Source organism: Candidatus Campbellbacteria bacterium, from assembly GCA_034521025.1.
Taxonomy (GTDB): domain Bacteria; phylum Patescibacteriota; class Minisyncoccia; order Phycocordibacterales; family JAXHMZ01; genus JAXHMZ01.
Genome location: JAXHMZ010000003.1, coordinates 135,444 through 149,257, shown reverse-complemented (window position 1 = coordinate 149,257; position 13,814 = coordinate 135,444). Strand labels below are relative to the sequence as shown.

15 protein-coding genes and 3 rRNA genes are annotated in these 13,814 nt (G+C 45.3%); 16 read left to right on the top strand and 2 right to left on the bottom strand.

All coding sequences use genetic code 11. The annotated features are described in order from the left end of the window. A 23S ribosomal RNA gene (locus tag U5L75_01495) occupies nucleotides 1-1,310 on the top strand; the annotation flags it as partial. A gap of 61 nt (nucleotides 1,311-1,371) precedes the next feature. Next, nucleotides 1,372-1,478, top strand: a 5S ribosomal RNA gene (gene rrf, locus U5L75_01490). Nucleotides 1,479-1,513: 35 nt separating this feature from the next. Here the strand turns inward: rrf and U5L75_01485 are convergent. Beyond that, entirely contained in the window at nucleotides 1,514-2,020 is a 507-nt protein-coding gene (locus tag U5L75_01485; GenBank protein MDZ7726235.1) for a type II secretion system protein, read from the bottom strand. A 60-nt stretch (nucleotides 2,021-2,080) separates the two neighbouring features. On the opposite strand from U5L75_01485, the gene U5L75_01480 reads away from it, so the two are divergent. Together U5L75_01480 and rodA are read left to right on the top strand one after the other, a co-directional pair. Further along, nucleotides 2,081-3,460 (top strand): vWA domain-containing protein, encoded by a 1,380-nt coding sequence (locus tag U5L75_01480; GenBank protein ID MDZ7726234.1) that lies wholly within the window; start codon nucleotides 2,081-2,083, stop codon nucleotides 3,458-3,460. Beyond that, the gene (gene rodA, locus U5L75_01475; protein ID MDZ7726233.1) at nucleotides 3,441-4,565 is read left to right on the top strand and encodes a rod shape-determining protein RodA; all 1,125 of its coding nucleotides are present in this window, start codon (nucleotides 3,441-3,443) and stop codon (nucleotides 4,563-4,565) included. Before U5L75_01480 ends, rodA begins: the two co-directional genes overlap by 20 nt. 15 nt (nucleotides 4,566-4,580) lie before the next feature. Here rodA and U5L75_01470 read toward each other — a convergent pair whose 3' ends face one another. After that, nucleotides 4,581-5,057, bottom strand: coding sequence for a prepilin-type N-terminal cleavage/methylation domain-containing protein (locus U5L75_01470; GenBank protein MDZ7726232.1), 477 nt, complete (start codon nucleotides 5,055-5,057; stop codon nucleotides 4,581-4,583). Between the two features lie 69 nt (nucleotides 5,058-5,126). Between U5L75_01470 and glyA the strand changes: the two genes are divergently transcribed. From glyA to U5L75_01410, 12 genes are all read left to right on the top strand, one after another. Next, nucleotides 5,127-6,197: a serine hydroxymethyltransferase gene (gene glyA / locus U5L75_01465; protein ID MDZ7726231.1), complete on the top strand. Its 1,071-nt coding sequence runs from the start codon at nucleotides 5,127-5,129 to the stop codon at nucleotides 6,195-6,197. A gap of 80 nt (nucleotides 6,198-6,277) precedes the next feature. Then, the gene (locus U5L75_01460) at nucleotides 6,278-6,814 is read left to right on the top strand and encodes a tetrahydrofolate dehydrogenase/cyclohydrolase catalytic domain-containing protein (GenBank protein MDZ7726230.1); all 537 of its coding nucleotides are present in this window, start codon (nucleotides 6,278-6,280) and stop codon (nucleotides 6,812-6,814) included. A gap of 5 nt (nucleotides 6,815-6,819) precedes the next feature. Then, nucleotides 6,820-7,104, top strand: coding sequence for a bifunctional 5,10-methylene-tetrahydrofolate dehydrogenase/ 5,10-methylene-tetrahydrofolate cyclohydrolase (locus U5L75_01455; GenBank protein ID MDZ7726229.1), 285 nt, complete (start codon nucleotides 6,820-6,822; stop codon nucleotides 7,102-7,104). Then, nucleotides 7,101-7,676, top strand: a complete 576-nt coding sequence (locus U5L75_01450) for a phosphatase PAP2 family protein (GenBank protein MDZ7726228.1) — start codon at nucleotides 7,101-7,103, stop codon at nucleotides 7,674-7,676. The genes U5L75_01455 and U5L75_01450 overlap by 4 nt, the downstream gene beginning before the upstream one ends. A 10-nt stretch (nucleotides 7,677-7,686) precedes the next feature. Further along, nucleotides 7,687-8,031, top strand: coding sequence for a hypothetical protein (locus U5L75_01445; GenBank protein MDZ7726227.1), 345 nt, complete (start codon nucleotides 7,687-7,689; stop codon nucleotides 8,029-8,031). A gap of 10 nt (nucleotides 8,032-8,041) precedes the next feature. Then, the gene (locus U5L75_01440; GenBank protein ID MDZ7726226.1) at nucleotides 8,042-8,506 is read left to right on the top strand and encodes a hypothetical protein; all 465 of its coding nucleotides are present in this window, start codon (nucleotides 8,042-8,044) and stop codon (nucleotides 8,504-8,506) included. Nucleotides 8,507-8,540: 34 nt separating this feature from the next. Further along, nucleotides 8,541-9,074, top strand: a complete 534-nt coding sequence (locus tag U5L75_01435) for a SecD/SecF family protein translocase subunit (GenBank protein MDZ7726225.1) — start codon at nucleotides 8,541-8,543, stop codon at nucleotides 9,072-9,074. Between the two features lie 35 nt (nucleotides 9,075-9,109). Further along, nucleotides 9,110-10,021: a protein translocase subunit SecF gene (gene secF, locus U5L75_01430; protein MDZ7726224.1), complete on the top strand. Its 912-nt coding sequence runs from the start codon at nucleotides 9,110-9,112 to the stop codon at nucleotides 10,019-10,021. A gap of 17 nt (nucleotides 10,022-10,038) precedes the next feature. After that, nucleotides 10,039-10,623: a GerMN domain-containing protein gene (locus U5L75_01425; GenBank protein MDZ7726223.1), complete on the top strand. Its 585-nt coding sequence runs from the start codon at nucleotides 10,039-10,041 to the stop codon at nucleotides 10,621-10,623. A 73-nt stretch (nucleotides 10,624-10,696) separates the two neighbouring features. Next, the gene (locus tag U5L75_01420) at nucleotides 10,697-10,897 is read left to right on the top strand and encodes a hypothetical protein (protein ID MDZ7726222.1); all 201 of its coding nucleotides are present in this window, start codon (nucleotides 10,697-10,699) and stop codon (nucleotides 10,895-10,897) included. 189 nt (nucleotides 10,898-11,086) lie between these two features. Continuing rightward, nucleotides 11,087-11,848: a hypothetical protein gene (locus U5L75_01415; protein ID MDZ7726221.1), complete on the top strand. Its 762-nt coding sequence runs from the start codon at nucleotides 11,087-11,089 to the stop codon at nucleotides 11,846-11,848. A 280-nt stretch (nucleotides 11,849-12,128) separates the two neighbouring features. Beyond that, nucleotides 12,129-13,617 (top strand): 16S ribosomal RNA (locus U5L75_01410). Nucleotides 13,618-13,814 lie beyond the last annotated feature (197 nt).

The following is a 13,814-nucleotide window of genomic DNA, read 5'->3' as shown; positions in this document are numbered from 1 at the left end:
TGAATCGTCCTAAGGTAGCGTAATTCCTTGTCTGGTAAGTTCAGACGTGCACGAATGGCGTAACGACTGGGGAACTGTCTCGAGGACTTGCTCGGTGAAAATGCAATGGGGGTAAAGATGCCCTCTACCTGCAGCTAGACGAAAAGACCCCAGGAGCTTTACTACAACTTGATATTGGGGGCATGGTTCGACTGCGTAGCATAGGTGGGAGACTTTGAAGCGATCCTTTCGGGGATCGTGGAGTCGTCAGTGAAATACCACTCTTTCGGACTATGTCTTCTAACCAGAGCGGCAAAAACGTTCTGAAACAGTATCTGGTAGGTAGTTTTAGTGGGGCGCTATCCTCCCAAACAGTAACGGAGGAGCCTATTAAGGTCAGCTAGGCGCGAATGGAAACCGTGCTGATAGTGTAATGGCACAAGCTGGCTTGACTGCAAGAGGTACAACTCGAGCAGGTGCGAAAGCAGAGCATAGTGAACCGACGGTACGCGTTAGATGCGGCCGGAGATCATCGGATAAAAGCTACCCTGGGGATAACAGGCTGGTACCGCCCAAGAGTTCATATCGACGGCGGTGTTCGGCACCTCGATGTCGGCTCACCTTATCCTGGGGCTGGAGAAGGTCCCAAGGGTTTGGCTGTTCGCCAATTAAAAAGGTACGCGAGCTGGGTTCAGACCGTTCAGGAGTGAATTGAGAAATTAACTTCTGAACCAATCTGAACCCACCATAACGACACAAAATCGAGCTTTTCGTTTATGAAATATTGATAGATCCAACCGTCACGGCGGTCTCTGGAAGTAATTCCAGATGATTAAGCTGACTTATATCGGTAAAACTCCGCACCATTCAGTGGTGGGGGCAATACCGAGGGAATTGAGTTTAACCTCAAGCCCGTAGAGACTGAATGTCAGCTATCTCCCACCATTTTGAGTAAAATTTGGTAGGTGATAAAGCTACAGTCCGATCCCGCCAGTCAATGGCGGCGTTGATAAGTCCGAACTTATTAGCTACATTTGCGTGAGACAGGTTGGTCTCCTATCTGCTGCAGGCGTTGATTCTTGAGAAGATTTGTCCCTAGTACGAGAGGACCGGGATGAACTGACCTCTGGTGTGGGAGCTCTGCTGCCAAGTGGACTGCTCCGTAGCTATGTCAGGTATGGATAAGAGCTGAAAGCATCTAAGCTCGAAGCCAACTTCAAGATTAAGAATCGTTTGAGATCCCTAGGAGATGACTAGGTTGATAGGCTCCAGGTGCACGTGCAGTAATGCACTTAGCCGAGGAGTACTAATTCATCGATTCCTATTAGGAACTTTGAATATAACGCGTTTGTTCAATTACCTGCGAAAATCCATTGAAATTGAGTTTTCTGTTCTGGTGACTTGTCGGCGGGGTTACACCCGTTCTCATTCCGAACACGGAAGTTAAGCCCGCTTGAGGCGATGATAGTCGATAAGGCGAAAGTAGCTAGTCGCCAGAACTGAGAACTCAAAAACCGCCCTTAGAGGCGGTTTTTTATTTGCAGCTATTCCAACTGCTTCCGGCTCCACAGTTTTTAGATATGGAAAAGTATGGGCCGAGACCGTAAGCGTTGCCGTCTTTTTCCGGGTGATCATCGTCACTCAAAAATGTGGTTATTTTATATCCGTCACCTGAGTAGTTCACGGCAATATGGTATCCGGCGCAGTCAGTACATTGCATATCTCCCTCAGCACTTCCATTTATAGGATCTGTGGGCATTGTTGACATATACGTAGGTACAAGTTCTTGGGCGAGATAGCTTGAATTCCAGTTATTATCGAGAGAGCTTGTTATTTTGCCAGCTCCTGGGAACTCTCTGTTTCTTGCATAGTACATCTCAAATGCGTCAGAAATAGAGGTGACGTCCGAGATGCGTCTGGCGTCATTTGCGCTTTGCCTTGCGCCTCCTAAGTTTGCGTATACTACGGAAGCTAAAAGTCCGAGAATACCGACTACTACTAATATTTCAACTAAAGTAAAACCTTTGTGATCATTAAACATACACATATTTTATCACAATAATGTTAGAGAGATTGGATATAAATTGGTATACTGTGGAATATGGATCCATCTCCGTGGGCACAAAAGCGAAAGCTCATATACACATCCGTAGTAGTCGGAGCGCTGGTCGTGATCGGTTCGGTGCAGGCCTTTAGGATATTTTACGAAGCACCTACTTGTTTTGACGGCAGACAAAACGGTCAAGAGACAGGCGTGGACTGTGGTGGCGAGTGTCGTCGGGTTTGCGAGTTTGAAGCTGAATCTCTGACCGTAAAATGGAGCAAATATTTTGAGATATTTGACGGTGTGTATACGGCGGTAGCTTATGTAGAAAATCCAAACCGAGCGGTCGGCGCTGAATCTTTGCCTTACTCGTTTGAATTTTTTGATTCAAGCGGAGAGAAAATAGAAGAAATAGTTGGGAAAACACACGCTTTACCCAATTCCAATATACCTATATTTGTAGGCCCGATAGAGATGAGTGAGGAGCCCGATAATATGGAGTTTTCTTTTGGCGAGGAATTATATCTGGTTCACTCTGATGCTGATGAAGTTCCGATTGAAGTTGAAAACACCACTTTGATTTCTTCGGAAACAAATCCAAAATTGCGAGCACTTCTCTTTAATACTTCGGTGGCTCCTCTAGAAGACGTAAGTGCTGTCGCGCTGGTTTATGACAGTAACGAAAAAGCGATCGCCGCTTCACGGACAATCGTTCCTTATTTGCCAAGTGACGAGCGTGAAAGAATTACGTTTACTTGGCCGGAAGCGTTTAAGGTAGAGCCAAGCGTTTGCTCTCAGCCGGTATCAGCTATGCTTTCAATTGACCGTTCCGGTTCCATGAACGATGACGGAGGTAATCCGGAGCAACCCATAACTGACGCTTTGAATGCCGCGAGTACCTTTGTGGATAATTTGAGCGAAAACGATAAATCTGGCGTGGTTTCCTATGCCACCGAAAGTTCTGTTGATGTAGGTTTGACCTCAAATAGGGAGCAGGTCTCAGAGGGAGTCAGAGATATTTCAATACTGCCGAAAGATGAAACTGGGTATACCAATATAGGGGCGGGAATAAGTGACGCCAGGAGTGAGATAGTAAACGACCCCGACTTTAAAGTGGGTGAGAGAAACAGCGTGATCGTAGTTTTGACCGACGGTATCGCGAATTGGCCCCAAGATCCCGGGGGCGAAGAGTATGCTCGTAATCAATCTCAAATAGCCAAAGAAGAAGGAATAGAAATATATACCATCGGCCTCGGCAATGATGTCAACCGAGAGTTTCTATCTTCTATTGCCACCGCTCCTAACTATTATTTTGAGGCAGTGAGTGTTGAAGATCTGGAGGGGATATACGAAGAGATAGGTACGGCGGTTTGTACACTGGGACCTTCAACAATAGAGGTGGTACCGCGTTATAACAATGTTTCGCAGGATAGCTAAAAATAACTACGACTGGCTGATATTTTTTGGTGTAATACCATTAGTAGCGGCTGGACTTGTGACAATGTACTCGTTTGACGCGACGAGTTTATTTTTTACGCGCCAAATAATCTGGATCGGCGTCGCGTTTATTGTTTTTGTCTTGGTTAGTACAATTGATATGCGTTTTTTGCGAGAGACACGCTTTATAATGCTTCTTTACGGGGTAGTTGTCGCTCTCTTATTATTGCTTTTCATTCTGGGGTCTACATTTAAGGGTGCTACGAGTTGGTTTGACTTGGGTTTTCTAGCGTTTCAGCCGTCTGATCCGGCAAAATTGGTTCTTATTTTGGTTTTAGCAAAATATTTTTCCAGACGACACGTTGAAATACGCGATTTTCGTCATATTTTCATTTCCGGTTTATACGCGCTTATCATTTTTATATTGATATTTCTTCAACCGGACTTTGGATCTTCAATAATTATTCTCGCTATCTGGTTCGGTATGGTTTTGGTCTCCGGGATATCGAAAAAACATATTGCAATTTTGTTTGGGGTAGGGGCTGTCGCTTTTATAGGGCTATGGACTTTTGTGCTTGACGACTTTCAAAAAGAGAGAGTTGAATCTTTCCTTCACCCGTATGCTGATATTTCCGGTGATGGATATAACGCTTACCAATCCGCTATCGCTGTCGGTTCCGGGGAATTGACGGGTAAGGGAATCGGCTATGGTACTCAGTCACGTCTGCAATTTTTACCCGAATACGAATCGGACTTCATTTTCGCGGCATTTACTGAGGAATGGGGTTATATCGGTGCTTTGATACTGTTCTTTTTCTTTGGGGTTGTTATTTGGCGAATTTTTGTTAACGCAAAGGAGGGGGCGACTAATTTTGAAACGTTTTTTGCCGTAGGTTTGGCTACGATGTTCATTGCGCACTTTACTGTCCACGTAGGAACGAATATCGGAATGCTTCCTGTTACGGGATTGACTATGCCATTTATGAGTTATGGCGGTTCTCATCTTCTCACTGAATTTTTGGGCTTGGGGATCTTGATGAGTATGCGCCAATATAGGCGGGAGTCAAAAGAAGTCATAAGTCAGCCCGATCTTTTGGAGGAGTAATCGGTTAGTCAATGACTAGCGAAGCATAATTATGTAAGGATTTGTTGAGGTAGAAGCTCCTCCTTGGCTACCCCAGCCGTCGGGGCACACTTCATTCAAGTTGCCGTCTTTTGATTCCAGCGATCTAGCAAACACCACCGGTCCATTTGGTCCCGGGTCGCATTGGTGATTGGAGTTGTAATAATAGTAATGCTCTGGATCATTTAGGGGATCGGTCGGAACCTCTTCCATAAAGTTTTCTAAGGCAGAATAGACGGTACTGCTGCTGTCTATTTCTCCATCGTAGTTGGGATAACTTCCGTTATGTTCGCGGTATAGTTTCAGCGCAATAGATATCTGTGAAATATCCGTCTGCCTTTGGGCGTCGCGGGCGTCTTGTCGCGCGGGTCCAACGTTTACGAGTACGATTGCCGAAAGAACACTTATAATGGCGATGACAACCAATAATTCTGCTAATGTAAACCCTCTTGAGCTTGATAAGTTATTTTGCATAATTTTAATTTCCCTTAATAGTAAAATACTTTTGCTTTTGGTACAATCGCCACTATACACACCAATTTTATGGACGAGATTTTTTCACTTATTAAAGAAGAGGAGGAAAGGCAAGAAAATACGATCAACTTGATCGCTTCAGAGAATTACGTATCGAGTGGGGTTCGGGAAGCCCTTTCGAGCGTATTTATGAATAAATACGCGGAAGGTTATCCGGGGAAGCGATACTACCAAGGTAATGCTGTAGTTGATAAGATAGAAAACCTGGCGAGGGAGAGAGCGTTAGAGGTTTTTTCTCTTTCTTCTGATGAGTGGTCGGTGAATGTCCAGCCGCTCTCGGGCGCGCAAGCGAACCTCGCGGTTTATTCGGCGTTGGTTCCTTTGGGTGAAACTATTTTGGCCCTAGATCTTTCGCACGGAGGGCATCTTTCGCATGGACATAAGGTGAGCTTGACCGGGAAGCTTTGGAAGCAAGAGAAATTCGGAGTATCGCGAGATACAGAGATGATCGATTATGACGAGCTAAAAAAGATCGCTGTAGAGACGAAACCCAAGATGATAGTTGCCGGTTTTACCGCTTATCCGCGCGAGGTAGATTTTAGGAAGTTGCGAGAGATAGCCGATTCTGTCGGGGCTTATCTGCACGCGGACATTTCACATATTGCCGGATTGGTCGTAGGTGGTGTTCATCAATCGCCTTTTTCGGTTGCCGATACCGTGATGACCACCACCCACAAAACTCTTCGCGGTCCGCGTGGCGCGATAATATTTTCTTCTCCGGAATATGCCGCGAAAATAGACAAAGCGGTTTTCCCCGGGATCCAAGGCGGGCCTCATATGAATAAGATAGCGGCTATGGCAGTAGCCTTTACTGAAGCACTAAAGCCTGAATTCAAGACTTACGCCGAAGACGTGGCTAAAAACGCAAAGGCACTCGCGGACACGCTAAGCGAAAGAGGATTGCGTTTGGTTTCAGGAGGCACAGACACGCACCTCTTGCTCGTTGATACTTGGCAGGAAGGAAAAGGAGTTTCGGGTGATGAGGCAGCGGAGAAATTGGAGGTGGAAGGAATCGTTACGAACAAAAACACTATACCTTTTGATGAAAGAAGTCCGCAGAGCCTTCCGGAATTCGGCTGAGGAACCGCGGCGGAAACTACCAGAGGAAAGGACGAGAGTGATTTTAGGGAAATAGGCAATAAGATAGCAGATATTCTTATATGATAGTAGATGGTAGAAAAATCGCGCGAGATATAGAGAGTAAACTAAAGAAAACTTTCGCCGCGTACGACAAAGAACCGCACATTGATTTTCTTAGTTTTGGTGAGGATCCTTCCACCAGGTCTTTTTTGAACATCAAAAGACGAGTGGCAAAGAGAATTGGAGTTGATCTTCATATTCATGAATTACCCGAAAACACTATAGAATCAGTTGCTGAAAAGATCCTACAGTCTCTCGTAGTCGGAAGATCTGACGGGGTAGTGGTGCAGCTGCCTCTGCCTTCGTACTTTAATCGGGAAACATTTTTGGATATTGTGCCAAAGGAAAAAGATATTGACTGTCTTTCTCCGAACGCGCTCGAGCTTTACCGGAAAAATGAAAATGTGTTCGTGCCACCGGTAGCAGCAGCGGTGGAAGAGATCTTGTCGCGCAATAATATAGACCTTCTAGATAAAAAAATAGCCATTGTTGGTTATGGAAATTTGGTAGGGAAGCCAGTCTTCTCTTTTGCTGGAGAACAAAGGCGCAGCATTTGAGATGTTTGACAGTCGACTCGGACCTGAATCGCCTCAGAGAGTTTGATCTGATCGTTACCGGAGTCGGCAAGGCTGGTCTCATTGATAAGGATATGGTCAAAGAGGGAGTTGTATTGATAGATGCCGGGACCAGTGAGTCTGCCGGTGAAGTGTCAGGGGATGTAGATAGGCAGGTCTATGAAAAAGCTTCTTTGGTTACACCTGTGCCGGGAGGAGTCGGTCCGATAACGGTAATCAAGCTTTTTGAAAATGTTGCCAAGTCTATTGAAGAGAATAATAAAGGGCAATGAGTGAGCTAAATATACAACTATTCTTATTACTTAATACTCTTGCGGGGAAGGGCGAGATCCTTGACGCTATTTTTCTGTTTCTTTCTGAAGGAGCCGGATTAACGCTTGCGATCGGCGTACTGCTGTATTTGTTGTACATAGAAGGGAGAAAATTTGTCTATCCTTTTATCGCTATTTTCGCTCCGGCAACCGCGGCCTTTGTATATACGCAAGTTTTAAAAAGACTATTTCTGACAGAGCGCCCGCCGTTGTTTTTTGATGAAATAACGGTTCTATTTGAGCACGGTGGGGCGGACGCGTTTCCGTCAGGGCACGCGGCTACCTATGGAGCGCTCGCAATTGCTGCTTTGTACTACAACAAAAAATTGGGTGGCTTTTTGTTCGCCATCGCTGTTTTGATAGCAATAGCGCGGGTAGTTGCTGGAGTCCACTGGCCTGTTGATATAATTGCCGGATTTATAATCGGCGCTCTATTTGCCTACGTGTACAGAGAACTCTTTCATGACAAGTTTCTAAAATATTTAAGGAGATATAATAAGGACACCTTGTCAGACGATAAAACAAATGTATAATGTAGCCGCTATGATGAGAAACGCGAGAATTGTATCTGTAGTGATAGTACTGATCGGAATACTCCTGGGGGCCTTTGTTGTGCTTTCTGAAAAAGAAGATTCTCGCTTTTCGGGATTTGCTTTCAAATACGGACTTGATCTATCCGGCGGAACGCAACTTATATATAACGCGGATACATCCGAGGTAGCTCCGGAAGAAGTAGAGGCCTCTATGTCGGCACTGCGCGACGTTATTGAGCGTCGTGTCAATCTTTTTGGTGTTTCCGAGCCACGTGTACAAGTGGAGAAGGGAGGATTAGCCGGAGGTGAGAACAGGCTCATTGTTGAACTTGCCCGGAGTGACGGATATCAATGAAGCTATCGCTATGATAGGCGAAACTCCGGTTTTGGAATTTCGGTTGAGAAAAGACGAAAGCGAACTTGAAATTGATCAGTCTCAACTGGAAGGCCTTAATATAAATGAAGGTAACTCCGAGGGAGAGACAACTGAAGGCGAGAGCTCTGAAGGAAGCCAAAACGGAACCACAGCCGAGCTTGAATTATCACCCGAGGATCTTTACGAGAAGACCGAACTCACAGGACGCTACGTCAAAAGTGCTTCTGTTCAGTTCGACCAGACAACCGGTGAGCCTATAGTTAACATTAGGTTTAATAGTGAAGGAAGGGATCTTTTCGCTGAGATCACTCGTGATAACGTCGGGGAGGTTTTGGCAATATTTCTTGATGGAGAAGTTATCTCAACTCCTGTCATAAGAGAGGAGATACCAACCGGCGAGGCGGTGATCTCCGGGCAGTTTACTCCCGAAGAAGCGAGAAAGTTGCGCGCGTGATCTGAGTTTTGGAGCGCTTCCGGTTCCGATTGAGTTGGTTTCTACTAATTCCGTGGGGCCAATTCTCGGCCAACAGGTTCTGGATGACGGAGTTTCCGCGGGTATTATAGGGTTTGCTCTGATACTCGGATTTATGATCGTGTGGTATAGGTTACCCGGGATAGTAGCGGCGGTTGCTCTTGTGTTCTATACATTGGTCATGCTTTCGCTTTTCAAACTCATTCCTGTAACTTTAACCGCTTCCGGAATTGCCGCTTTCATACTTTCCGTGGGTATGGCGGTGGATGCCAACGTGATCATTTTTGAACGCATCAAAGAAGAGCTTCAGAGTGGAAAGGGGAGCTTAGGTGCGATTCAGGATGGCTTTGACAGAGCATGGCCGGCAGTTCGAGACGCTAATTTGTCTTCTTTGATCTCGGCGGTTGTGCTCTTCTACTTTGGAAGCTCGATCGTACAGGGGTTTGCTCTTGTGTTCGGTATTGGTGTTCTGGTCTCTATGATCTCAGCTCTTGGTAGTTACAAAGACATTCCTTTACGCCGTTTCTTCAGAAAAGCACAGCGAGTCTAAACGTAAAATGTTCGCTTCAGGATTTTCAAAATAATATGTTTATAGCACGCAACAGAAAAATTTTTCTAGGAATTGGCCTTACACTGGTAGTCCTTTCATTGCTTTCCGTTTTGATCTTTGGATTGAGATTTAGCGTTGAATTTACAGGTGGTTCTATAATAGAAGTATCGGTGGAGGGTAATGAGGTAGAAAAGGAGACGATAACGGAGGCTGTCTCGGAGAATTTGCCTGAAGACAGAGCGATGGTCCAAGAGTTCGGTGATAGTGGATTTGTGATTCGCACGCCTTTCTTGGACGAGGATATACACGCGGGCGTTACGAACGCTCTTACATCGATTGAGGGAGTTACTATCGACAGAGAAAGTTCGGTTGGTCCGACTATCGGGTCTGAATTACGGCAAAAATCTATAATTGCGATAAGTATAGTGGTTGTGCTTATTGTTCTGTTCGTGGCTTTTGCCTTCCGGCATGTCTCAAAACCTATTTCGTCTTGGATGTACGGAGGTGCTACAATAGCCACCTTAATTCATGACATAACAGTCACGACCGGTGTGTTTACTATACTTGGTGTGGTGGCTGGCGCCGAAGTAGATTCGCTTTTTGTGGTAGCGCTTTTGACTATTTTGGGTTACTCGGTAAACGATACGATCGTTGTCTTTGATCGCATTAGGGAAAACTTGCGTCGAAATGAAGAGAAGAATAACGAGGAAGACTTTGAAACAACGATCGGACATTCAATAGACCAGACGATCACTCGTTCGATAAATACTTCTCTTACTACGAGCTTGGCGCTTCTATCCCTTTATGTATTTGGCGGCTCAACCACACAAATTTTTGCACTTACCCTTTTGGTTGGTGTAATAGCCGGGACCTATTCTTCTATCTTTTTTGCCAGTCCGCTATTGATAACGATCGAAAGATGGCGTTACAATCGTAAGCAGAAATAATAACCATAGCTTTGAATATGAATAAAATAATTACAATCATTATAGGAATAGTGGCAATCGCGCTTCTAGTGTTTGTTATAGCTAATTTGAGCCAAGACACAGACACGCCGGTAAATGGTGTTAACAATTCCGAAGAACAAGAAGATAGCGTGGTAGATAACGACACGGACGACCCGGAGGACGAAGATGAGAGTTTGTCAGACTCTGTAGATATCTTTTTGGTTGACGTTGAAGCGGCAGTTGAAGGCGAAGGAATTGGTTGTGGTGACGAGATGGTCGCAATTAGTCGTGACATAGAGCCTACAGCCGGAGTGCTAAGAGCAGCTTTGGGCGAATTGTTTTCAATTACAGGAGATGAGTATGAAGGATACTATAATGCGCTTGATAATTCCGATTTGGGCGTTGAAAGCGCGTCAGTTAAAGACGGAGTCGCTACTGTGTATATAGAAGGCGATGTAAGTGTGGGTGGAGTTTGTGACGATCCTCGTTTTGAAGAACAGATCAGACAAACCGTACTTCAATTTTCTACTGTAGAAAGCGCTGAGATATTTGTAAACGGTACTCCTCTTGGCGAGATATTTGACTCGCAGGGCTCTAACTAGAAATAAACCAAAACGTTTATAGATTTGACAAATAGATGGGCAGGTGAGAATCTCTCCTTAGAGAGGAGTGGTTATGTTTTTAGAAAAAGCTCCCCCTGTCAGATTGAATGATCGTACGTTGCTTGAAGGATTTTACCTAGGAGAGGTTGACATAATCGGAGCGGCTGTAACTGTTGAAATTGTTTTGGGAGGTGAATTTGTGGGGCGTATTTGTTTTTCGCTTGTAAACAATGAAGAGATACGTCCGGAACAGATCGCCGAAAGCAGGCTGTAGACAGCTAAGAGTCAGATTCACAAGAACCCCGGAAAATTCCGGGGTTCAATTACTTGACCTCAACGTCTATATCAATTAATCAGATCTTTGGTAAGACTCTTAGAATGACGCAATCGAACGAATCACGGAAACAACAAAGAGCTCCCGATTTACCTTGACAGTACTTTATTATAATGGTATTTTTCGTTCATGAAATATTTTTTGCCGGTTTTATTAGTTACTCTTGTTGTGGTTGGGACCTTAGCGTTTTTTGCGGGATCTCATAATGACGATAAACCGCCTACTCCTTCTGCTGAAAAAGAGGTTGCTGAATCTAATAAAGAAGAAGCAGGAGATGACGACGGCAAGAAGAATTACTGCTTTAACTCAGAAGAAAGTATTGCTGACAACGGCTCTGATGTCAGCGATGAAAGCCGTCTCGTATCATTGGGTAATTCTTATAATGTACAAATTCCGTCAAGTGCGGAATTTGAGACTGTAAACAGCGACCACAGTTCTTACCATCGCGTGATATTGAAAAGAGATAAAAAAGATAGACCTTACAATGCCTTTACTGTCAGAGTCCATAGATTAAGTCGTGACATCTATAATAGCGGAGGTTTGGGCGGTGGTGTTGTATACGAAGGACTTTCAGATCGTTGGTATAAAATAGACTATGCGGTAAATGAGTATAAAGAATGTATAGCTAATGAATTCGGATATACTGACAATGGCGACCCAATATATAAAACGGGCGTGGGTGATGCTTCTTATTTAACTACAACGTATCTAGTTAGAGTAGAGGATAGTACATCGTATGTGAAAGAACCATATCTTATTGTGTTTAGTGTAAGCAATGTTTTGTTTGGTGAGGAGCGTGAAGAATGGTGGAACTACAAAGATTTTAGAGAAATGAAAGAAGTCGTTGAGAATGTGGTTAAAACACTACATCAAAAGGAGGGAAGGGGATAATCCTATGCTCATAAAATCTTCTATATACCTACTTGACTTCGAGCTCAATCTCAGTATACTTGAGGGTGTCCACGAATTGGTGGACTTTTGTTTCGCGGATTTGCGCGATACAATATATGATAGGACTTTGAAAATTGAATAATCACACAGCAAACAAGTCCACCGGATACTGAAAAGTATTCGGAACGCGCAACTATATATTTCTATAATTGCGCGGTTGAAAGCAAAAGATTCTGCATAGCTTCTTTTGCTTCATTCATAAGTGCAGGGCGACCTGCATTTTTCAAAGAGTTTGATCCTAGCTCAGGATGAACGCTGGCGACGTGGATAAGGCATGCAAGTCAAACGGCCCTTCGGGGCAGTGGCAGACGAGGTAGTAACACGTGGGTACTCACCCTTTAGTCAGGAATAACCGCGGGAAACCGTGGCTAATACCTGATAGTCCCTTCGGGGTAAAGATTTATCGCTAAAGGAGAGGCCTGCGGGGTATCAGCTAGTTGGTAGGGTAAAAGCCTACCAAGGTTATGACGCCTAGGGGAGGTGAGAGCCTGACCCCCACCGATGGTACTGAGACACGGACCATACACCTACGGGTGGCCGCAGTCGAGAATCTTCCGCAATGGGCGAAAGCCTGACGGAGCGACGTCGCGTGATCGATGAAGTCCTTCGGGATGTAAAGATCTTTTATGTGGGAAAAAGTTTATTGACGGTACCACATGAATAAGGGGTTGCTAAACTCGTGCCAGCAGCAGCGGTAATACGAGTGCCCCGAGCGTTATCCGGATTTACTGGGCGTAAAGGGTGTGTAGGCGGTCTAATTAGTCTTCTGTTAAACCTTCGGGCTTAACCCGAAGATCGCAGGGGAAACGGTTAGACTAGAGAATGTGAGAGGTGTGCGGAACCCATGGTGTAGGGGTGAAATCCGTTGATATCATGGGGAACACCGAAAGCGAAGGCAGCACACTGGCACATTTCTGACGCTGAGACACGAAAGCGTGGGTAGCGAAAGGGATTAGATACCCCTGTAGTCCACGCCTTAAACGATCCTAACTGGTTCTTCGGAGTATCGACCCTCTGGGGGACGAAGCTAACGCGTTAAGTTAGGCGCCTGGGTAGTACGGCCGCAAGGCTAAAACTCAAAGGAATAGACGGGGACTTGCACAAGCGGTGGATCATGTGGTTTAATTCGACGCTAAACGAAGCACCTCACCAGGGTTTGAAACCAAGCTGAAAGCTCTAGGAAACTAGAGCCCTCTTCGGACAGTTTGGCAGGTGATGCATGGCCGTCGTCAGTTCGTGGTTTGAATTGTTCCCTTAAGTGGGGTAACGAACGCAACCCTCATCGTCGTTACACGTGTCTGCAGACTGCCTGTCAGTAGCGCAGGACATGTCTCTCGTGTCTAACGGCTGGGAGGAAGGTGAGGATGACGCCAGGTCAGCATGTCCCTCTGATACTCTGGGCTACACACGTGATACAATGGGTAGGACAACAGGTTGCTAAGCGGCAACGCGGAGCCAATCCTTATAAACCTACCCTCAGTTCGGATAGAGGTCTGCAACTCGACCTCTTGAAGTCGGAATCGCTAGTAATCGCGGGTCAGCAAACCGCGGTGAATACGTTCTCAAGTCTTGTACTCACCGCCCGTCAAGTCAAGGAAGTTGGGAGTACCCGAAGGTCCGCCTAGAGCGGGACGAAGGTAAGCTCAATAACAGGGACTAAGTCGTAACAAGGTACGGCTACCGGAAGGTGGTCGTGGAATATTTAATTTTTGATTTATCTGAATTTTCAGATTTATCGAGTCGATACGTGCGTTTATCGCGCGTGTGTTTGAAAGAACAATCCAAAATCTTTCCGCTATTCTCGGAAACAGCGACACCGAGATGAATGAAGCAAAAGAAATTGTGCAGAAAATAACAAGCCGCCTCGCAAGGGGCGGCTTTATAGGTTATGAGTACTAAGTATTGA

Excerpts from the sequence above, each read along its gene's own strand:
- U5L75_01485 (MDZ7726235.1), bottom strand. The coding sequence starts at position 2,020 with ATGTTTAATGATCACAAAGGTTTTACTTTAGTTGAAATATTAGTAGTA.
- U5L75_01480 (MDZ7726234.1), top strand. The coding sequence starts at position 2,081 with ATGGATCCATCTCCGTGGGCACAAAAGCGAAAGCTCATATACACATCC.
- rodA (MDZ7726233.1), top strand. The coding sequence starts at position 3,441 with ATGTTTCGCAGGATAGCTAAAAATAACTACGACTGGCTGATATTTTTT.
- U5L75_01470 (MDZ7726232.1), bottom strand. The coding sequence starts at position 5,057 with ATGCAAAATAACTTATCAAGCTCAAGAGGGTTTACATTAGCAGAATTA.
- glyA (MDZ7726231.1), top strand. The coding sequence starts at position 5,127 with ATGGACGAGATTTTTTCACTTATTAAAGAAGAGGAGGAAAGGCAAGAA.
- U5L75_01460 (MDZ7726230.1), top strand. The coding sequence starts at position 6,278 with ATGATAGTAGATGGTAGAAAAATCGCGCGAGATATAGAGAGTAAACTA.
- U5L75_01450 (MDZ7726228.1), top strand. The coding sequence starts at position 7,101 with ATGAGTGAGCTAAATATACAACTATTCTTATTACTTAATACTCTTGCG.
- U5L75_01445 (MDZ7726227.1), top strand. The coding sequence starts at position 7,687 with ATGATGAGAAACGCGAGAATTGTATCTGTAGTGATAGTACTGATCGGA.
- U5L75_01440 (MDZ7726226.1), top strand. The coding sequence starts at position 8,042 with ATGATAGGCGAAACTCCGGTTTTGGAATTTCGGTTGAGAAAAGACGAA.
- secF (MDZ7726224.1), top strand. The coding sequence starts at position 9,110 with ATGTTTATAGCACGCAACAGAAAAATTTTTCTAGGAATTGGCCTTACA.
- U5L75_01425 (MDZ7726223.1), top strand. The coding sequence starts at position 10,039 with ATGAATAAAATAATTACAATCATTATAGGAATAGTGGCAATCGCGCTT.
- U5L75_01420 (MDZ7726222.1), top strand. The coding sequence starts at position 10,697 with ATGTTTTTAGAAAAAGCTCCCCCTGTCAGATTGAATGATCGTACGTTG.
- U5L75_01415 (MDZ7726221.1), top strand. The coding sequence starts at position 11,087 with ATGAAATATTTTTTGCCGGTTTTATTAGTTACTCTTGTTGTGGTTGGG.